Below are 19,201 nucleotides of genomic sequence, written 5' to 3' on the forward strand. Positions count from 1 at the left end.
AACCATGTTACTTTAGATAAGTAAAAATGAAAAAAGAAAGGAAGTTGTTAGGATGACAAAACCAGTATTTGAGAAAACAAAAAATCAAGAAAATATGGGAAAAGAACAATTGATGTCAACCGTTGATTCATTAGAAGTCAAATTGCGGGAAAACTTAGAACCACTTGAAAACGTACACAAATACACTGAGCTATACATAGAGTTGAAACATGAACTAAAGAGAGAAATTGAAGAACGGGCTAAGAAAAGAGAGGATTGGTATAAGAAAAAGCATACTCAAATAAAAAAAAAGGAAGACTGTGAGCAGGAACTTCAAAACGCAGTGAAAGAACAAAAAAATGCATTATATAAAAGCACCAAGCGAGTACATGGTGAAACGATCAAGAGCAAAAAAAACGAGCTTAAAAAAATAGCAAAAGAAATCAAAAATTGCAAGTCTGAGATAAAAAAACTGACGAAGGAAATGCAGTATTTAACTGGTAGGAGAGGTGAAAAATGGATCGATCATTCTTTATTAAAGTACGTGGTGAACACTAAAGTTGTCGCAGATGAAAAAAATACACCGGAGGATGGCAAACTAAAAGAGGAAGCAGCAACAAAAAATAATGTAGTAACAGAAGAGGAAGCAGCAACCGAAAAAAATATAGCAGCAAAAGAAAAAGTAACAACAAAAGAACTAAAACTGGTTACTAAAGAATTGACTGAAAAACAACGAAAGCAACAATTAAAAAATAATCTCCACAATCTCAAGGAGTTAGATCAAACGTTAAAAAAATTAGGGAATGTAAAGAACCCTTGTTTTAATCAAAATAAAATAGACCATTATGTCATAATACGTTTATATCTTAAAAGAGCTATGCAGCTAGAAAAAAATATACGATTCAGGATTAGTCCTGGCGGAAAAACGCTCAATTTATTTAGTGCTGGTAAAGTGGATAAAAAGCGAAAAAAAATAGAACGAGATCTTCAGATGAGTCGGAGAGATATTTATAGTTATCTACTAACCAATCCAGATAACTTTAAGCGTGAAACAGCAGTTCAGGAAAAACAGCAGGGGAAAAAACAATTGACTGATCTAATAAGCAAAGAACTAGGGAAAGTATGTGAAACGAGTAATCCTGAGATAGGGAAGGGGATGGGTATAATAAAACCTAGCGCTCCGCCAATGATGCCAGGAATGGAATTATAGCCGTTTGTCAAAGATACATAGGTTTTATTTTTGTTTATCAGATGAAAAAGAATTGGTATCCTATTATTTATCGCATGAAAACTAGAACAAAAGTATGAGGCAATTGGTGAAGGGTAAAATAGAGTCAACGCCATAAGAAAATCTCATTCTTCATTCTAAGGGAACTTTGTATTTTTGTAGACAAAAAAGGTCGTCATTCATCTTTTCGATGATTGGACAACCTTTTTGAGTTGAATCGATTTGTTTATTTCTTTCGTGTGCCATATTTGGTCAGAGGTATTCCTCGGGCTTCGCACCAATTTTTAGTAGTTCCAGATAAGATCAAGGGCTGGTGATGAAGTTCTTTGATAGTTTTAGCTCCTACCATGGTCAATAGCCGTTGAAGTTCTGCTTGCCATTGTTGGACTAGTTGGATCGTTTCTGCCACGCCGTGTGTCATGAGATGCGTTAAGATCGTTCCAGAAACGCCTACTGCATTGGCACCAAGACAAAGTGCTTTGAAGAGGTCGAAGGCATTGCGAATACCACCAGAAGCAAGAATCTCTACTTGATGTTGGGCTTCGTTTGCCTCTAGCAGAGAAGTAACCGTTGATTGTCCCCAATCGACTAAATAATCTAACTCTCTTTTTTTGCGACGAGCATTTTCGATTTGAGTGAAGCTGGTTCCGCTTCGTCCACTGATATCGATTGTCTGAACCCCCAACTCGGCTAGTTCATCGATCGTTTCTCTAGTCATACCAAAACCGACTTCTTTCACGATCAAAGGAACCGAAATGCCTTCGCTGATTTCTTTGATCAATTCTTTCCAATTGGAAAAATCACGATCCCCTTCAGGCATTACCAATTCTTGTGGTGCATTGAGATGGAGTTGTAAAGCATCGGCTTGAAATAGTTCAATCGCCTCTTTTGCTCGTGCTAAAGAGGTGCCGGCTCCTACGTTGGCAAGGATCTTTCCTTCTGGATAAACGTCACGCATGATCGTGTAAGAGTCGCTTAAAGCAGGATCTTTTAAAGCTGCACTGACTGAACCCGTGGCAATCATTAAATTTGTTTCTTTTGCGATCATCGCTAAATCATGGTTGATTTTTTTAGTTTTTTCACTTCCACCAGTCATAGCATTGATATATAAAGGATAGTCTAAAGTTAAGCCAGCAACAGTCGTATGTAGATCAATCTCTGACATGGAAACTTCAGGTAAGGGGTTATGAACGATTCGAACCGTATCAAATTCATTTTTTTGTTTACTATGAAAAGCTTTAGCTAATGAGACATGTTCATCTTTTCGATTCATCCTTTTTCCTTTCGTTGGTTACTATAGACGTGTAATGGCAAGGGTGTAATTTCTGCTAATTCCCAAGCGCTCATCAAAGGCAAGATACCGGATTTTTGATCCACGATTACGATACCACAATCGCCACCACCTGCTCCAGATGATTTTGCTGCGCCCTCGTATTCTTCTGCTAAGCTACATAATTTATTTAAAGCAGGCGTTTCGATCAATACGCCCGTAATTGAAGATAGCTCATGGAGTAGTTGTCGGTTTTTTCTGATCATAGCTTGGATCAAATCAATATTATTCTCTTTGAATCCTTTAATCATTTCATGGACGCATAATGTACTGTCTTGTAAAAATTTTTGATAGGCTACCATTTTTTCCTTACGTGAGCGATGGACTTGATCGACTAAATCAGAAGTTGATGCAGGACTGCCAGTCCAACCAATCAGTAAACGCAGATCTTTCGGTGTCGGAAGAGACTCAATGGATAAACCAGGCCAATCCATTTCGATGAGTTCAACGATCGTATGTTGTTTTTCTTGTTCTTGGAGCCACTGGTGATCAAAGGTTGAAAAAGCAATCCAACCACCATAACAACTAGCTGCAATATCTCCACAAGAGCCATTATCTTGAACCGTTAAATTTGCTAGTGCAGCAATTTTGAAAATTTCAATCTGTGTAAGATTTAACGCATAAAACATATTCAATGCCTTGACTGTTGCGACAGTTACGGCGCCACTTGAGCCTAGACCGTATTTGCGTCCGTTAGAACTATCCAATTCACTTGTCACTTTTAGGTCATAAAAAGAAAGTAAAATATTTTTTTCTCGTGCGTATTTTTCAGTCAAACGAATGGCAGCAAGGATATAATGAAATGGATTTTCACGAATATCCAAGACAAGTTCACCATCACGCCGAGTCCAACGAATCGGCATGCCACTATATTGCTCAGATTGGATGCTGCCGACTTTTCGTGCGGTTTCAACAGTTACAGTAACAAATTGATCAATGGCTACGATGATAGCCGGATGTCCGGTTTCAACAACTGCGTATTCTCCAGCAATATAAAGTTTTCCTGGTGCAGATACTTCAATCATAAAAATCTCCCTTTATTCAATAATCGTCATTCCTGGACCTGCAAAAGCCGAAATGACTTGTTGGCTACTAAATAAGTCACTAAATGCTGTTTTGACCTTATCTAGATGGTCTTTTTGAACTAGCACTTTCACATTTGGGCCAGCATCCATAGTAAAGTAACAAGGAATCCCCTGGTTTCTTAAATCCCGCACCGCTTGCATGGCTTTTAAACTATCAGGAGACCAGTAGGTAAATGGCGGACGTGCAGCTAATGTCGTTCCATGCATTTTTAACCCATTTTGTTCCATAGTTTCGCCTAGAAGTTGAAAGTTCTTAGTTTTGATTGCTTGTTTTAATTGATAAAGATCGGCTTCGACAGAATCTAACCATCCTTGATAAAAACTTGAAGTTTCAACCGTTCGGCGCATACCATCACGACTTGAGACATCTTTTTTTTGCTCATTCAACAATAGAAAGACCATCGCTAAGTGATCTTCAAAACCGTCTGAGGAAATTGGATGAGCATACGAACTTTGATCATCGTGTCCTTTTTCCCATTCAACAAATCCACCAAAAATACTCCGACAAGCGGAACCTGATCCTCTACGAGCCAGTCTTGATAAAGCTTGGTCATCTAACCCTAATTTCAATGCCTCGTTGCATGCTCCGGCTAAAGCCGCTAAGCCGCTGGCAGAAGAAGCTAAACCCGCAGCAGTCGGAACGAAATTCTGGCTGATCACTTTTGCTTTTTTCGTGGTACCCGCTTTTTCTCTCACAATATCCAAAAAAGTACTGATTTTTTTGGTTGCTTTTTCATCTTGCAATTGATTATCTAAATAAAATTGGTCTTCCGTGTAAGCTTCTGAAAAGCTGACTTCAGTTTCCGTATAAAATGCATCTAATGTGAGTGATAAGCTGTTATTCATTGGGAGAATCAACGATTCATTTTTTTTACCCCAGTACTTGATAAGGGCGATATTCGTATATGCTCGTGCTTTGCCTTTAAACATAGGTATGTACTCCTAATCCTTGAATCCAAGTTGCAGCTGCTCCCGCTTGTAAGAGGGCTTCGCTGATTTCTTGGGCTTTTGTTTTTGTTTGAGCTAGCGCAATCATGCAGCCACCTCGACCACCACCAGTTAGTTTTGCTCCCAAAGCGCCTGAATCTCTAGCGGTTTCGATCAATACATCAAGAAAATCGTTGCTGATCGTTAAATTTTTTAAAATTAGTTGGGCTTCATTCATCGCTTGGGCTAAATGCTCGGGGTTATTTTTAACAATGGCTTTTTTGGCTTGCCTTGTTAAGTATCCTAGTTGTTGGATTTTTTGTCCAACTTTCTGCTGATCTTTTTCAAATAAATGAGCAACGTCTTTGACCACTGCTCGCGTCTGACCTTTGATTCCGGTATCAGCGACAATCAAAAAAGCGTCGATATTTAAAGAGAAATAATCAAACGGGTGTCCTTTCACAAAGTAGATTGGTTCTAAACTGCTTGTTGCCGCAGCATCGATACCGCTAGGATTACCATGGGCAATTTTTTCTGAAATTTGGACATTTGTCAAGAGCTGTTCGCGAGAAAGTGGTTGTTCGAGATAATCGTAAAAGGCACGAGTAACTGCCGTAGCTACTGCAGCGCTTGAGCCCATTCCACGTTCGGCAGGGATAGTGCTGTGAATAGTTAACTCTAATGATTGCTCAATTTGCAGTTCCTTTTTTAAGTTGAATACTAACTGCTTGATGTTTTTTAACGAATGTGGGGCATCACGCAGTATTCCTGTATAGTAGGAAGAAACAAGCTGATCTCCTGACGAAGTGATGTGTTCATTCAAGGAAGCAACTACTTTTGCTGCCTGAAAAGGAAAAGCGATTGCCGGTTCGCCGTAGACAACTGCATGTTCGCCCATCAGAATAATTTTACCATTTGATTCCCCTTGGCCATAATTTGCCATAATCTAACTCCTTCTTTTATTCCCATAACTTTTTTGAGCAAAAAATAAAGCGCCTTGGATCCTTTGCGCTAACGAACAGATTGTATAACATAGAAGTTCAAAAAACAATTCATCTTTATTTTACTAAAACCTTCCCAGAAGTAAAATAAAGAATACGTTTTCTGTTGAAAAACCTCTTTTTTCTTAAGATTTTATTGAATTTTATGAATGGAAATATCCTGTTATTCCTAATTGACACCACCAGATATTGGGGGTATATTTAAAAAGAATTGGAAAAAGACACAACATTTAGTGATAAAGTGAGTTGGAGGTTAATGAGTGTGATTGTTTTAGCAGGTACCATTGGCGCTGGAAAATCAAGTTTAACAGAAATGATGGCTGAACACTTTGGAAGTCGAGCTTTTTATGAGTCAATCGAGGATAATGAGGTATTGCCTTTATTTTATGCCAATCCTGAGCAGTATGCGTTTTTGTTACAAATCTATTTTTTGAATAAACGTTTTGAAAGTATCAAGCAGGCAATGAAAGAAGACAACAATGTTTTAGATCGTTCGATCTATGAAGATTCTTTGCTTTTTCATTTGAATGCTGATTTGGGTCGGGCAACTGAAACAGAAGTTCGAGTATATGACGAGCTATTAGCAAATATGATGGAAGAGTTGCCGTATGCCGCACATAAAAAACATCCGGATTTATTGGTTCATATTCGTGTTTCATTTGATACGATGCTTGAACGGATCGAAAAAAGAGGACGATCATATGAACAACTTTCCTTCGATCCAAGCTTATATGATTATTACAAAGAATTGAATCGTCGCTATGATCAATGGTATGACGAGTACAATGAAAGTCCCAAAATCCAAATTGATGGCGATCGATTCAATTTTGTGGAAGATCCCCAAGCAAAAGTAGAAGTGCTGAACATGATTGAAGCAAAGTTAGCAGAAATTCGTCAAGAAGTCTTTGTTTCTTGAGTCCAATAAAAAATGATAGTATAAAGAAGACAGGATCTAACTTCGATATCTAAGCCGAAGAAATTGAAAATAGGAGAGCTATTTTCGCTTTTCATCGGCTTATTTATTTTTAAAAGCGAGACAGCGGTCAGAAGTGCTAACGATTTGTAAATTCGCCAAGAATACTTAGAAGAATCGTCGTGAGATACCTAATGAATCTATCAGCACAGGAAGAAGGGGACGGTATGAGAGAAAAACATTTTTTTAATTTTGATCAAAATTTTTGGCTGAATGTGCCTAGAGATGATGTAATGGGAATCAAAAATCTTAAGGAAGAGTATGGCATTAGTGATGAGATGCTTACCTATTCTTTAGATAAAAATGAACGAGCTCGTGTGGAATATGATACTCTTGATGATATTTTACTTTTGGTCACTAATGTTCCTCATCAACAAAAAATCGAAAACCACTATGAAACAAGTCCAGTAGCATTTATTCTAAAAGAAAATGGTCTATTTACATTTACGACTCAAAATACAGAATATGTGATTCGCCTGATTCGTTCAATCTTAGATCGGGATTCCGAGATAAATGTATACAGTTTACTTTTTCGTACGCTCTTTCTGATTTCAGATTCCTTCTTCCCGTTGATCGAAGAAGTGAATAGTGAACGACAACGCTTAAACCAAAAGTTGCGAGAAAAAACTACGAACCGCAATTTACTAGCTTTATCTGACCTCGAAGTTGGTTTAGTTTATCTAGTGACTGGTACAAAACAAAATGTCGTATTATTAGAACAAATCAAAGCATTAGCGATTTATCGAAAGCTCACTGAAAAAGAGAAGGAACAATTGGATGATGCATTGATTGAAGCAAAACAGGCAGTGGAAATGACCAATTTGGCCTCCCAGATCCTTGATCAACTTTCGGGAACGTATAATAATTTGTTGAACAACAACTTAAATGACACGATGAAATTTTTGACAGTCTGGTCATTGATTCTGACCGTTCCTACCATTGTGACAGGCTTTTTCGGTATGAATCTACAATTGCCTTTTACACATTCTGTCTTTGGTTGGGGGATCGCCTTATTCATCAGTCTGATATTGTCAGTTTGGATGCTGATCGCATTGTGGCGTAGGATTCGGTAGTTTCAAGGAAGACGGTCACCAAAAAAGTTGAGTGTCTGATGAAGGGTGTGTTTCGATAGCTAAAAGTTTTTTATTTGGACAAGTATATAACTAAAGTAATTAACTGATTAGGGAATGTTTCGAGAGTCTCTAGTGAAAAAGATTGACAAAAAAATATAGATTTGCTATACTATTGAAGTTGAGAAATAAAAGCAGAAGCACCCGCTTCTCGCCTTAGTTGATTCAGTCACTGGGCTAGATAGTTTTCATCTATTGAATTAGGTGAAGTACGTGCGGGTTCTGGAAGAGAACTCGTTTTTTTTATTGCCGAATATTCGGCACGCTTTTCTTTCTCTCATAATATTTGGAGGTGAATGACCATAGCAAAGGATATGATGGTTAACGACGGCATTCGTGCACGTGAGTTACGATTGATCGGTTCAGATGGTGAGCAATTAGGAGTTAAGACAAAAGCAGAAGCATTGAAAATTGCAGAACAAGCAAATTTAGATCTTGTGTTAGTTGCCCCAAGTGCGAAGCCACCAGTTGCGCGAATCATGGACTACGGAAAATACCGTTTCGAGCAACAAAAGAAAGACCGCGAGGCGCGTAAAAAACAAAAAGTGATCAATGTTAAAGAAGTTCGTTTAAGTCCAACAATTGACGTGAATGACTTCAATACAAAACTTCGTAATGCACGTAAGTTCTTAGAGAAGGGCGATAAAGTGAAAGCTTCTATCCGCTTCAAAGGCCGTGCCATTACCCACAAAGAAATTGGTCAAAAAGTCTTGGATCGCTTAGCTGAAGAAACTGCTGATATTGCGACAGTTGAGCAAAAAGCGAAAATGGACGGACGCAGCATGTTCTTGACGCTGGCACCGAAAAACGACAGTAAGTAATTTGAATGACTCACTGACTGTTGGACAGTCGATAGTCGGATAACGAAAGATTTTGAGGAGGAAATATAGTCATGCCAAAACAAAAAACACACCGCGGATCAGCAAAACGTTTCAAACGTACTGGTAAAGGCGGATTAAAACGTTTCCGCGCGTTTACAAGTCACCGTTTCCACGGTAAAACTAAAAAACAACGCCGTCAATTGCGTAAAGCAAGCATGGTTTCTAGTGGCGACTTCAAACGTATTCGCCAACAACTAGCAAAAATGAAATAAAAAAAACAAAAAGATCGAAATTTGAAGATTTATTTTTATTAGGAGGAATTAAACATGGCACGTGTTAAAGGTGGAACAGTCACTCGTAAACGTCGTAAAAGAATGCTAAAATTAGCAAAAGGTTACTACGGTTCAAAACACACTTTATTTAAAACAGCAAAAGAACAAGTAATGAATTCATACAACTACGCATATCGCGATCGTCGTCAAAAGAAACGCGACTTCCGTAAATTGTGGATTGCTCGTATCAACGCAGCAGCACGTATGAATGGCTTGAGCTACTCAAAATTGATGCACGGTTTGAAATTAGCTGAAATCGACATCAACCGTAAAATGTTAGCCGACTTAGCTGTCCACGATGCAGCAGCATTTACTGCATTAGCTGACCAAGCTAAAGATGCTTTAGCTAAATAATCAAATAAACGTTGTTAAACCAACGTATACCCCGCTTTTATCGAGCGGGGTTTTTCTTTTGTCACAGAATTGACCCAGACTTTTCAAAAATAGAAGGTCATCTTTTCTTTAGTATCTTTAAAGACAGGAGACTGAACCAAAACTCCCCTCAGTCTCTTCGGGTGTCTCTAAAAGTGAATAAACGGCGTTCAAGAAACAACTCCTCAACAATAAGAGAGGAGCTAGTCGTTTCTTTCACAGTCGCTTGCTAAATGGCGTTCAAAGAGCTGACCTTCGGCAATAAGGATGAAACATAAAAGATAGGGAGCTGTAAGTTTCATCCTTATTACCTAGGTTAAGATGCTCTTTTCATGACCTCTTGTTCACGGTGAGACAAAAGTAGCATCTTCAAAAAACAAGTCCGAAATTTACTGGAAATATGAGAAGCATCAAGTAGTAACAATCAACAGCAAAAGCTAGTGTTTGTGTTTCTTGTCAATTCTCGGAATCTCCTTCTTATTTCTTGTTGCTAAACACTTTTGTCTCAACCTCATAGAATAAAGAGTTCTAACTAAACCGTAGATTGATAATTTATTCACATTTAAACATAGAAATGAATGCGCTCTTATGATAAAATTTATAGGAACGTTTGTTTGTTTTATTGCTTCTAAAGAGATGTTTAGTATACGAAAAAATTATTAAATAATGGGAGGATTGATGAAAAAATAAAGCAGAGCGTTCCTGTGTGGTCTAATTTTCAAGTGAAGGATGGATGTATAACAAGAATAATCCAATACATACAACTGACGAATCGTTAATAAACATTGTAAATTATGAAATCAATCTATAAAGTTTCAATACAAAGTAAAGAATAAAAGAAATAAGATGGAAATATTGACTGGCGGAAAATCGTGTAAATAATTAGATTCTAAGATAAAAATTGGAGATTCAGGAGTTAAGTGACTGGATTTTACAAGCGATTGAATAAAAAATATACCGTTATTTTTTGAAAATTTCTCGAAAAAGAGTATGCCTATGTAGAGAACAGGCTTGCATATGTGAAACCCAAAATATTAATTAAGATATTAAAAGGTTGTGAATATGTTTATGGATAGACAGTATTATAAACAAGTAGCTTCAAATCAATACCAAGCAGAATTAAAAGTAGGTTCTGATAAAAAATTAATGAGCGATATCTCTTTCAGACATTATAAATTGACCAAGCAAGTAGAAAATATGAAGATGAAAGATGGAATAAAATGGTGTTATGGATATTCAAACTATATTAATCATCAAGGAATACCCGTTTTAAAAGGTATTCAGCGACAAAAATTTCAAAGAGGACAAATAGTTTTTGTTGATTTTTTTGGAGGATTCGGGGAAGAATTAACTTTTGACCATAATGCTGTAGTGTTACAAGCTGGAATTAAAGGATTAGTAGTCGCTCCTATAACCTCATCTCCTAGATATTATCAAGATATAAATAATCCATTGTTAGTACAAATAAAACAAAAAACTAACAATCAAGGTAATTTATTGTATAACTCTACTATTAGAATAGACCAACTAAGATATATAAGTCGTAGTAGAATATTGAAAAGACACGGACTGATATCTGATGGAGCAAAGTTAGACGAAATATCTTTAAAAATATCTCAGTATCTTACTCCTTTTTTATTGAAACAGATGGAAGAGGATATAGCAGAAAGTAAACAAAAAGCTAAAGAAGATGTGGAGAAGTTGAATGAGCAAATCAAACTCTTACAAGAAGAAAATTTTAGATTAAAAGAATTAAATAGAAGAAGCCAAGAAGGTTTATAAGTGGCTTGACAAAAAAGAATTTAGAAAATACAATTAATTTGTAAATAAGAATTAACCGTATACAAATAATACTATTTTTCGGTGCATCAATTTAATTTTGATGGGACCCTTACACGAATGAAGTGTAAAAGATTTTTTATCCCTTGTGCTTTTAGCATAAGGGATTTATTTATGTTCTAAAAATTTGTGCGCTATGAAAAATGATGTGGGTGAAGAGAAATCTTAGAATAATTTGAACAGAAAGAAGAAAAGATTCTTTCACGATTTCTTGTTCTAGAAGGTGTTTATACATAGGCAAATTGAAATAAACCTTAATGTTTCAAAAAATGAGAAAGTATTTCGAAAAGTATTTTCTTATTTTCCTCGGAGTCCAAAAATCCCCTCAGTCTCTTCGGGTGTCTCTAAAAGTGAATAAACGGTGTTTAAAAAGCAACTTCTCAACAATAAGCGATGATTTTCTAAAATATGAGGAGCTATTTAAAAAAATCCTCTCTTATTTGCTCGGAGTTAGTCGTTTCTTTCACAGCCTTTTGCTAAACGGTGTTCAAACATCAGCTCCTTGAAATAAGCCTGAATTTTTCAAAACATGAGAAGCTGTTTCAAAAAATTCTTTCTTATTGTCATCAGAGCTACCCGATGTTTTCACGACCTCTTGCTAAACGGCGTTCAAGAAGCAACTCCTCAACAATAAGCGATGATTTTCTAAAATATGAGTAGCTATTTTAAAAAATCCTCTCTTATTCGCTCGGAGCTGAACGCTTCTTTCACGACCTCTTGCTATTACGATAATCTTGCTTATGATGTCTTTTTTCGAATAACGAACAGGTCAGGTGCTTGGTCTTTATCTCCCTTTTTCAGGGGCGGAGAATAGGGTTAGTCCTTTGATTATTCGTACATAACACGCATTCATGATTACTGATGGTTGTTTCCTTATTTGATCTATGTGGCAGTCGAATACAAAAGTAAGAATGTAAGTTGAATCAAAAAATGCTATAATTTTCTTTGTGAATCACAGGAACCCTTTTTATAGCAAAATTTAAGAAGAAAGTAGGAGCGAAGTGAAACAAATAAAAGAGACTATCCGCAATAATAAAAAAATTTTAGTTCTTATTTCTGCCTATGTTATCATGGTTGTTTTAAATTTTTTGACACCGTTAATTGCGGATGATATTGAGTATATGTATAAAACAAGTAGTTTTTCGTCTATTTTACATGATGAATACACACAATATATGACTTGGACGGGAAGATCCGTTGTCCATATCATTGCACGTTTATTTTTGTTGATGCCTAAAACAGTATTTAATTTGGTCAATCCACTGATCTATGTTTTATTGACATTATTGATTTATAAAATGACCACAAAAGATAATACTACGTTTTATTCCTTCAAATATTTTTTAATTAATGTATTTTTATGGTTATTTGTCCCAGCTTTCGGTCAAACAATTTTATGGGAAACTGGTGCTGCTAACTATTTATGGGGAGGTATCATCGTTGTCAGTTTCCTATTTCTTTACCACCGCTATTATGAGAAAGAGCAAGAATTGTCTTTTAATCCTATAGTAAATAGCATATTGCTACTCATTTTAGGAATCTTAGCTGGCTGGTGTAATGAAAACACTTCTGGTGGGATGATCTTGATCGTTCTTGGCTACCTCTATTTTTATTATCAAAAGAAAAAGCCTTTACGACCATGGATGTTCACAGGATTGTTAGGAGCAATTTTTGGCTTATACATGATGGTAACAGCCCCTGGAAATGCTGTTCGAGCTACTTATTTTGCTCGTAGCCAGTGGTCTTTACCTCGGAAATTGTATTCGGGCGTTTTTTCAATCACAAAAACGCTATATGAAAATAGTTTAGCTCTTTTTGTGTTGATGGCGGTTCTGATCGTGTTGGGAATTTTCTTTAGTAAACACAAAGAATGGTTGAGACTATCCTATATCTATCTCTTTGCAGGGATAGCCACGATCTATGTATTATCTCTTTCACCAGCTGGACTTGATTGGGGAAGATCATTTTTTGGTGGTGTTTTATTTATCATTATGGCGATGGCGTTTGAATGGCCAGATAAAGTGTTGAAATCTACCCAGGGAGCGTTTTATGGGGTGATTAGTGGCGTATTGATTACCCAATTTCTATTTACTTTTGCTTTAGGAGTCAATGACATAGCACTTTCTTATAGAGAGATCAATCAACAATACCATTACGTCAGAGAGCAAAAAAAACAAGGAAATTTGAATCCGGTGATTGCCAACTTTACGATTTATAATCAAACTGGTCATACTGCTTACTCGGGAGGACTATCCCACGTAAAAACGGATATAACGAAACAAGTCAATCGAGCGAATGCAAAATATTTTGGTTTAGAGTCCATTCATTCAGTACCAAAAGAGGCTTGGGAAACAATCTATCAACAGGGAGATCCAAAATGGATGAGTATTTGGAATGCTAACACCTATTTTGAAGCATTAAGTCAAACTGATCATTTGGTTGTGATGGCAGGTGCAGGAGATAAGGCACAAATGAACCAGCAGTTAGCTGAAGAGATCCGTAAGCTGTTCCCTGAGTTTAAAAATGGGGATTCAGAAAGTTCTTGGAATTTTTCGGGTATCCGTCTGTTAGGAAAAAATCCTGAATTTTCACAGACAAAGAACTATAATTCTGTTAGCCAAGAAATCAATGGGAAAGAGATCTCAGTATCTTCAAGTTTTACACCGTATGCTGACCAACAGTTTGCTGCGATAAAAGTGGGCGATATAAATGTTGCAAGAAATAAAGCGGGCATAAATATTGCTGTTTTGTCAAAAGAAGGAAAAATAGTAGATGCTGTTAATATTCAATTAACTGGTGACAAACTAACCCTCTCAAGATAGAAGAGAGAAAATAGTAAGAAAAACGAGCCTACCAAAAGGATCACTCTTTTTGGTAAGCTCGTTTTTTAAAGAAATTTTTTGGACAAGCAAAAACCTCAATCATGTTGACTAACTAATGATTGAGGTTTTATTTCAATCAGGGCGTACTTCGTGCAGTTGTTTGACACGCCCTCCGATCGATTTAGCAAAAGCTTCTGATGCTTTTTTTTCTTTGAAAATCAATAAGTTATCTGGATTTTTTTCTCTTGTGCGGCAGCCTGTTTTATCAATGTAACCGTGCAATACTTTCACAACATACATGATGATCACCTGCTTTTTATTTTATTATACGGATGAATCAAGCCAACACAAGAAAAAAGGCAGCTTTTTTGATTTTTTTTAAGAAAATCCGTAATGGAAATCCTAAAAAATACAAGAGTTAAATACTATTCTTCAGCTATCCAACTGTGCATACTCGTGGAATAAGCGATCTAATGCAGGAGTTACCCGTTCAAGTTTGGTTAACTTCTGATTGTCAGCGAGTAAAAAACAATGTTTGCTAGAGCCAGTTGTTCGTAATTTTCCGTCATCTAAACCGTAGATTTCATAACTAAAATTTAATCTTGTGCCACTATATTGTTCGATTTTAGGCAAAATACGAACAGTTTCACCATAACGAATCATTTCTTTGTACTGGCAAGTGACTTCTAAAACAGGGATGATCACCCCTAGTTTTTCAATTTTTGTATAGCTGAAACCTAAATGATCCAATAAAGCAACACGAGATTCTTCCATCCAACGGATATAGTTGCTGTGGTGGATGATCCCCATTTGATCGGTTTCATAGTAAAACGGCTCACGAATGTACCCAGTAAATTTTTCCATCATTAGAACTCCTTGTTTCCATCATTTTTCTGACTAAAATAGTGCATCCATTGAGGGATTGCTTGACTGATTTGTGTCGGTAAAACAACATATTGTTTTTTTGCCAGTTGATCTCCAATAAAACTATGCAGGTAGACAGCTGCTGCGATCGTTTCATCGTTTTTAGGAAATTGTGCCAAGAATCCAGTGATCATACCAGCTAATGTATCACCAGTACCTCCAGTGGCCATTGCGGCAGAGCCCGTGGTATTTTGATAACATTCTTGTTGCCCGTAGATCGTGGTTCGATGACTTTTTAAAACAATCGTTGCGCCTAATTTGGCTTGCTGCTTGCGGTTGTTCTCAGGTGTTTGTTCCTCGATCTTAAGTGAGCTTACTCTTTGCCATTCCATTTGATGAGGAGTCATAACAGTTTGCTCGGGAAAATGGAGGGTTAGATTTTCTTTAGCGAATAATGTTAATGCTGAACCGTCCATCACTAACCACTGATGGCTTTTTTGATGTGCTAAAGTGAATGCTAATAATTCTAAACTCAATGAGGAGTCCCCTAATCCTGGACCAATCAATAGAACGTCTGCCGTGTCCATCACTGCTAACAGTTGTTCTTTTTCTTGCCAGTCGATGCACATGGCTTCAGGTAAATGCGTGTGAAGTGGTGCTTGATTCCACTGGTCCGTAGCAACAGTCGTTAATCCTGCGCCACTGTGTACAGCCGCTAGTGCACTCATGATGATCGCACCACCAAATTGATGGTTACCGCCAATCAAGACAGTACGACCGAATGTTCCTTTATGTGACTTTTCTGGGCGTGGTTGAATTACTTTTTGTAATAAATCGCTATCTATTAACAATTTTTCCGCCTCCTTTCTTGTATTATAACTGAGTATTTTTAAATAAAATACCGTTTGGATAAGGAACCACAAATTTTTTTGCACGTTTTTTTGGCAGGATTTATGGTATGATGGACAGGTAGACTTAATGAGTGGAGGATTGATTTTATGACAATCGATTGGCAAAAAGAAGTAGAAGCACGTAAAGAAGAACTACTTGAAGATTTAAAAAATCTTTTACGTGTGAACAGTGAACGGGATGATTTAAAAGTAACTCCTGATGCACCTTTTGGACCTGGACCTCGAGATGCGCTAAAACATATGTTGGCTTATGGCGAACGTGATGGGTTTGTCGTAAAAAATGTTGACAACTATGCAGGACATATTGATCTTGGTGAAGGCGATGAAACTTTAGGGATTTTTGGTCATATGGACGTAGTACCAGCAGGGGATGGTTGGGATACAGATCCTTATGAACCAGTAATCAAAGATGGGAAAATCTTTGCTCGTGGTTCTAGTGATGATAAAGGACCGAGCATGGCTGCTTACTATGCCATGAAGATCATCAAAGATCTTGACTTGGAATTATCCAAAAAAGTTCGTTTTGTAGTTGGTAGCGATGAAGAAAGTGGTTGGGCAGACATGGCTTACTACTTTGAACATGAAGAAGAACCTGACTTTGGATTTTCTCCAGATGCAGAATTTCCAATCATCAATGGTGAAAAAGGAAATGTTTCTTTCGCACTACGTTTCCAAGGAGATAACGCAGGAGATTATGTCTTGAAGACATTTACTTCAGGTTTACGTGAAAACATGGTGCCTGGAACAGCAACAGCGACTCTTGAAGTACCAAATGTAGAAGCTGCGATCCAAATGGAAGAAGCTTTTTATCGTTTTGTTGAAGCAAACCCAGTAAGTGGTTCGATCGAAGCGGATAATACCTATGTGAAAATCGAATTGATCGGAAAGGGCGCACATGGTGCAAGTCCTCAATCAGGGATCAATGCCGGTTCATTCTTAGCATTATTCTTAGACGATTATGAATTTATCGGTTCTGCTAAACAATTCATCCATGTAGCAGCAGCCTATGTCCATGAAGATTTTTATGGAGAAAAATTAGGGGTTGCCCATGAAGACGAAAAAATGGGTAAATTAACCATGAACGCTGGATTGTTTGCCTTTAAAGAAAATGGGTCAGAAGAAGATAACTATATCAACATGAACTTCCGTTTTCCAAAAGGGGTTACCGTTGACGGCTTAGAAAATGACATTGCAACAACGATGAAAGCAGAAGGAGCAACAGTTACTCGTGGCGCACGCGTCATGGAACCTCACTATGTACCAATGGAAGATCCATTGGTAGCAACTTTATTGCAAGTTTATGAAGACCATACAGGCGAAAAAGGCTATGAACAAATCATTGGTGGCGGAACCTATGGCCGACTATTGAAACGTGGTGTAGCTTACGGCGCAATGTTCCCAGGCTATACAGATACAATGCACCAAGCCAACGAATTTATGAGTCTGGATGACCTTTTCAGAGCAACTGCCATTTATGCAGATGCTATCTACCGTTTGGCGAAGTAATAGTGAACGAAACTCATGCTGATTCAGCGGCTATCCTTGTTCTAAAAGATAATTTTTGAAAAGGATCGTTGGAAAAGTGAATGAAAAAGATGTTCTAACATGATATGGATGTGATTTTTTGCTTGATGAGGCGAAAAATCACATCCTTTTTACTTGCTAAATAATATTCTAAATATTCAACATCGAAGATTGTTCCAAAAAACAAACGAGTGATATTTTTTATGAAGGAAAAAATAATATTTGTAGTTAATGATGAGGAGATAAAGACAAAAAACAGTTATTGGTTCAGCGATTCTCATCAATAAAGAAAGTCGCTAGGAATAAATATCATTAGCATAGAACAAAAAATCTGTTATTTAGAAATTTTTGGCTAAAAAAACTCTACATTTGTGTTACATTCAGATTATTAATCAAATAAGAGAAGGGGATCTAATGACAGAAATAGCAGAAGGTAGAGGATTTACAAAAGCAGTGATTGATAAGCAAAAAAAAATAGTAGAGAACGCCTATAAAACAATGGATAGTCACGCTACCTATCCTCACGGAGAAAATTATAAAAACGCAACTCGTATTCATGAGAAAGAAGAGGAAAAGTTAGCAACGATGCTAAGACGCCCAATTAAAGCAACAGATATGGAATATAGTCGTGAAGAATTGAAGGCGCAAAAAAAATTGGTAGCACAGCTCTTCTCAACTTATGATGCTTATTCCATCCATCCTCATAATGATAAAGCAAGAAAAGCAGAGAATGACTACTTAAAAGCAAAGTGGGATTTACATATTATGAAAGAAACAAATAGAGAAATTCAAGATAAAAGAGAACGTGCAAAAATAAAACATTCTCCTAATCATGCAGAAGCGAGGATACCAGAAAGTAAGCAAGAAACTCAATCAATAGTCCAAGAAGGTAGATTATCAGTAGATGAAGAACGAGAATTTTTTAAACAAAAAGATTCTTCTCTTTATGAGACAGTAGAAACTGAAGTTATCGACAAATTAAGCCCGTTAGAAAGTAAAAAGGAAGAAGTACATACAAAGTTATCTAAACTAGACGAAGAAATTAAAAATATCTTAAATAGTATAAGAGAACGTGATGAAGCCAAAGAAAATTTTTTGGATAGCTATTTTGAAAAGTTATCTCTACAATCAGATGCTAAAAAAATAGACTCGAAAATTAAAGCGATTGATCAGTCGTTCTTTAGAAAAATCATTAATTTTTTTACTAAGGAACAGGCTGAATTGCGAACAGAGTTAGATACAAAAAAAGCTACAATTAATACTATGATTTCTAAAATAGAAGAAGCACAAACAGGTTACACAAGAAATGAGAATATCCTTAATGAAGTTTTCTCTAGTAATGAAATATTTGAGGGGTGGAAAGAAAAGTGTGCAAATATAGGATCCACTTTGAATGATTTAAATCAGAATTATGAAATAGTAAAGGAAAATATACCAAAAAAGGTAAATAGGGAAGCTTTAACGAAAAAAATAGAAAATTTACAGAAGAATTTAGAAGAAGTTAAAGGTACCGTGGGAGGTATAACACAAAATCTGCAAAAAATAGACGAATACCGTAAGCAAGAACAAAGTAAAGATCAACAAGGATTTATTCGTCTGATAAGCAAAGCGATAGATCAAACAGTAATCGAAACAGTAAATCAAACAAATGAAAGAAGGGAACAAAATGCTAAAAGCAAACATTTGAATGAAAGAGAAAATATTTTTACCAATCAACTTTCGGCTGAATTGGGAAATAAAAATGTACGTATTGAAGAATTAAATGCACCTGGTTTGTATCAATATTTAGTCCATAAAAGCACCGAATTAGATATGAAAGTTCAAAATATCTTTTCCAGTGACTTTAAACAATTATATGACTTAACGATACAAGAGCGTGATAAGGCAAGTCATTCTGTGAAAAAAATTATCCAAGAAATTGCGAAGATACATAAGGATTGGGAAAAATCAACGAAAAAAATGACTAATAGCGATCAGCCGAGAGTAAAACGATTTCTTAGTCGATTTACTAAAAAACATATAAAAGCTAGAGAAAAGTACACTGCCAAAAAAAGCGGGTTATC

Annotated in this window: 17 protein-coding genes and 1 other annotated feature; of the genes, 9 read left to right on the top strand and 8 right to left on the bottom strand. The window is 36.5% G+C overall.

What is annotated here, in order from left to right; all coding sequences use genetic code 11:
• Nucleotides 1-52: 52 nt before the first annotated feature.
• Complete coding sequence (locus tag AB3I12_RS03345; RefSeq protein WP_063626466.1) at nt 53-1,189, top strand: hypothetical protein; 1,137 nt, start codon at nt 53-55, stop codon at nt 1,187-1,189.
• Nucleotides 1,190-1,433: 244 nt separating this feature from the next.
• Here AB3I12_RS03345 and fni read toward each other — a convergent pair whose 3' ends face one another.
• Genes fni through mvk form a run of 4 tightly spaced genes read right to left on the bottom strand, consistent with a single transcriptional unit; the run spans nt 1,434 to nt 5,492 of the window.
• Nucleotides 1,434-2,480, bottom strand: a complete 1,047-nt coding sequence (gene fni, locus AB3I12_RS03350) for a type 2 isopentenyl-diphosphate Delta-isomerase (RefSeq protein WP_063626467.1) — start codon at nt 2,478-2,480, stop codon at nt 1,434-1,436.
• Nucleotides 2,477-3,562 carry a phosphomevalonate kinase gene (locus AB3I12_RS03355; protein ID WP_010720289.1) on the bottom strand — a complete coding sequence of 362 codons (1,086 nt, stop codon included), beginning with the start codon at nt 3,560-3,562 and terminating at the stop codon, nt 2,477-2,479. The genes fni and AB3I12_RS03355 overlap by 4 nt, the downstream gene beginning before the upstream one ends.
• Nucleotides 3,563-3,574: 12 nt before the next feature.
• Nucleotides 3,575-4,552, bottom strand: a complete 978-nt coding sequence (mvaD, locus tag AB3I12_RS03360) for a diphosphomevalonate decarboxylase (protein WP_063626468.1) — start codon at nt 4,550-4,552, stop codon at nt 3,575-3,577.
• Nucleotides 4,545-5,492: a mevalonate kinase gene (gene mvk / locus AB3I12_RS03365; protein ID WP_010720287.1), complete on the bottom strand. Its 948-nt coding sequence runs from the start codon at nt 5,490-5,492 to the stop codon at nt 4,545-4,547. Before mvk ends, mvaD begins: the two co-directional genes overlap by 8 nt.
• 314 nt (nt 5,493-5,806) lie before the next feature.
• Between mvk and AB3I12_RS03370 the strand changes: the two genes are divergently transcribed.
• The 7 genes from AB3I12_RS03370 (at nt 5,807) to AB3I12_RS03400 (ending at nt 13,839) form a co-directional block, all read left to right on the top strand.
• On the top strand, nt 5,807-6,466 hold the full coding sequence (locus tag AB3I12_RS03370; protein ID WP_025480266.1) for a deoxynucleoside kinase: 660 nt from the start codon (nt 5,807-5,809) through the stop codon (nt 6,464-6,466).
• Nucleotides 6,467-6,690: 224 nt separating this feature from the next.
• The gene (locus tag AB3I12_RS03375; RefSeq protein WP_010736889.1) at nt 6,691-7,596 is read left to right on the top strand and encodes a magnesium transporter CorA family protein; all 906 of its coding nucleotides are present in this window, start codon (nt 6,691-6,693) and stop codon (nt 7,594-7,596) included.
• A gap of 183 nt (nt 7,597-7,779) precedes the next feature.
• Nucleotides 7,780-7,905: a sequence feature (ribosomal protein L20 leader region), on the top strand.
• Nucleotides 7,906-7,949: 44 nt separating this feature from the next.
• Nucleotides 7,950-8,474 carry a translation initiation factor IF-3 gene (infC, locus tag AB3I12_RS03380; RefSeq protein ID WP_010720284.1) on the top strand — a complete coding sequence of 175 codons (525 nt, stop codon included), beginning with the start codon at nt 7,950-7,952 and terminating at the stop codon, nt 8,472-8,474.
• 71 nt (nt 8,475-8,545) lie between these two features.
• Nucleotides 8,546-8,746: a 50S ribosomal protein L35 gene (gene rpmI, locus AB3I12_RS03385; protein WP_002289309.1), complete on the top strand. Its 201-nt coding sequence runs from the start codon at nt 8,546-8,548 to the stop codon at nt 8,744-8,746.
• A gap of 54 nt (nt 8,747-8,800) precedes the next feature.
• Nucleotides 8,801-9,160: a 50S ribosomal protein L20 gene (gene rplT / locus AB3I12_RS03390; protein WP_010720283.1), complete on the top strand. Its 360-nt coding sequence runs from the start codon at nt 8,801-8,803 to the stop codon at nt 9,158-9,160.
• Nucleotides 9,161-10,246: 1,086 nt separating this feature from the next.
• Nucleotides 10,247-10,960 (top strand): type II toxin-antitoxin system PemK/MazF family toxin, encoded by a 714-nt coding sequence (locus AB3I12_RS03395; RefSeq protein WP_178286916.1) that lies wholly within the window; start codon nt 10,247-10,249, stop codon nt 10,958-10,960.
• Nucleotides 10,961-12,018: 1,058 nt separating this feature from the next.
• Nucleotides 12,019-13,839, top strand: a complete 1,821-nt coding sequence (locus AB3I12_RS03400) for a DUF6056 family protein (protein ID WP_063626470.1) — start codon at nt 12,019-12,021, stop codon at nt 13,837-13,839.
• A gap of 132 nt (nt 13,840-13,971) precedes the next feature.
• Here the strand turns inward: AB3I12_RS03400 and AB3I12_RS03405 are convergent, their stop codons facing one another.
• The 3 genes from AB3I12_RS03405 to AB3I12_RS03415 form a co-directional block, all read right to left on the bottom strand.
• Nucleotides 13,972-14,139: a hypothetical protein gene (locus AB3I12_RS03405; RefSeq protein ID WP_010720280.1), complete on the bottom strand. Its 168-nt coding sequence runs from the start codon at nt 14,137-14,139 to the stop codon at nt 13,972-13,974.
• 132 nt (nt 14,140-14,271) lie between these two features.
• Entirely contained in the window at nt 14,272-14,703 is a 432-nt protein-coding gene (locus AB3I12_RS03410) for a thioesterase family protein (RefSeq protein ID WP_063626471.1), read from the bottom strand.
• 2 nt (nt 14,704-14,705) lie between these two features.
• Nucleotides 14,706-15,554, bottom strand: a complete 849-nt coding sequence (locus AB3I12_RS03415) for an NAD(P)H-hydrate dehydratase (protein ID WP_063626472.1) — start codon at nt 15,552-15,554, stop codon at nt 14,706-14,708.
• A gap of 147 nt (nt 15,555-15,701) precedes the next feature.
• On the opposite strand from AB3I12_RS03415, the gene pepV reads away from it, so the two are divergent.
• Nucleotides 15,702-17,120 (top strand): dipeptidase PepV, encoded by a 1,419-nt coding sequence (gene pepV, locus AB3I12_RS03420; RefSeq protein WP_063626473.1) that lies wholly within the window; start codon nt 15,702-15,704, stop codon nt 17,118-17,120.
• Between the two features lie 1,251 nt (nt 17,121-18,371).
• On the opposite strand, the gene AB3I12_RS03425 is transcribed toward pepV, so the two are convergent.
• Nucleotides 18,372-18,536, bottom strand: coding sequence for a YqaE/Pmp3 family membrane protein (locus AB3I12_RS03425; protein ID WP_368015525.1), 165 nt, complete (start codon nt 18,534-18,536; stop codon nt 18,372-18,374).
• Nucleotides 18,537-19,201 lie beyond the last annotated feature (665 nt).

The sequence above is a fragment of the Enterococcus sp. C65 genome (genome assembly GCF_040887165.1).
In the GTDB taxonomy this organism is placed as follows: Bacteria; Bacillota; Bacilli; order Lactobacillales; family Enterococcaceae; genus Enterococcus_B; species Enterococcus_B hirae.

Excerpts from the sequence above, each read along its gene's own strand:
- AB3I12_RS03345 (WP_063626466.1), top strand. The coding sequence starts at position 53 with ATGACAAAACCAGTATTTGAGAAAACAAAAAATCAAGAAAATATGGGA.
- fni (WP_063626467.1), bottom strand. The coding sequence starts at position 2,480 with ATGAATCGAAAAGATGAACATGTCTCATTAGCTAAAGCTTTTCATAGT.
- AB3I12_RS03355 (WP_010720289.1), bottom strand. The coding sequence starts at position 3,562 with ATGATTGAAGTATCTGCACCAGGAAAACTTTATATTGCTGGAGAATAC.
- mvaD (WP_063626468.1), bottom strand. The coding sequence starts at position 4,552 with ATGTTTAAAGGCAAAGCACGAGCATATACGAATATCGCCCTTATCAAG.
- mvk (WP_010720287.1), bottom strand. The coding sequence starts at position 5,492 with ATGGCAAATTATGGCCAAGGGGAATCAAATGGTAAAATTATTCTGATG.
- AB3I12_RS03370 (WP_025480266.1), top strand. The coding sequence starts at position 5,807 with ATGAGTGTGATTGTTTTAGCAGGTACCATTGGCGCTGGAAAATCAAGT.
- AB3I12_RS03375 (WP_010736889.1), top strand. The coding sequence starts at position 6,691 with ATGAGAGAAAAACATTTTTTTAATTTTGATCAAAATTTTTGGCTGAAT.
- infC (WP_010720284.1), top strand. The coding sequence starts at position 7,950 with ATGACCATAGCAAAGGATATGATGGTTAACGACGGCATTCGTGCACGT.
- rpmI (WP_002289309.1), top strand. The coding sequence starts at position 8,546 with ATGCCAAAACAAAAAACACACCGCGGATCAGCAAAACGTTTCAAACGT.
- rplT (WP_010720283.1), top strand. The coding sequence starts at position 8,801 with ATGGCACGTGTTAAAGGTGGAACAGTCACTCGTAAACGTCGTAAAAGA.
- AB3I12_RS03395 (WP_178286916.1), top strand. The coding sequence starts at position 10,247 with ATGGATAGACAGTATTATAAACAAGTAGCTTCAAATCAATACCAAGCA.
- AB3I12_RS03405 (WP_010720280.1), bottom strand. The coding sequence starts at position 14,139 with ATGTATGTTGTGAAAGTATTGCACGGTTACATTGATAAAACAGGCTGC.
- AB3I12_RS03410 (WP_063626471.1), bottom strand. The coding sequence starts at position 14,703 with ATGGAAAAATTTACTGGGTACATTCGTGAGCCGTTTTACTATGAAACC.
- pepV (WP_063626473.1), top strand. The coding sequence starts at position 15,702 with ATGACAATCGATTGGCAAAAAGAAGTAGAAGCACGTAAAGAAGAACTA.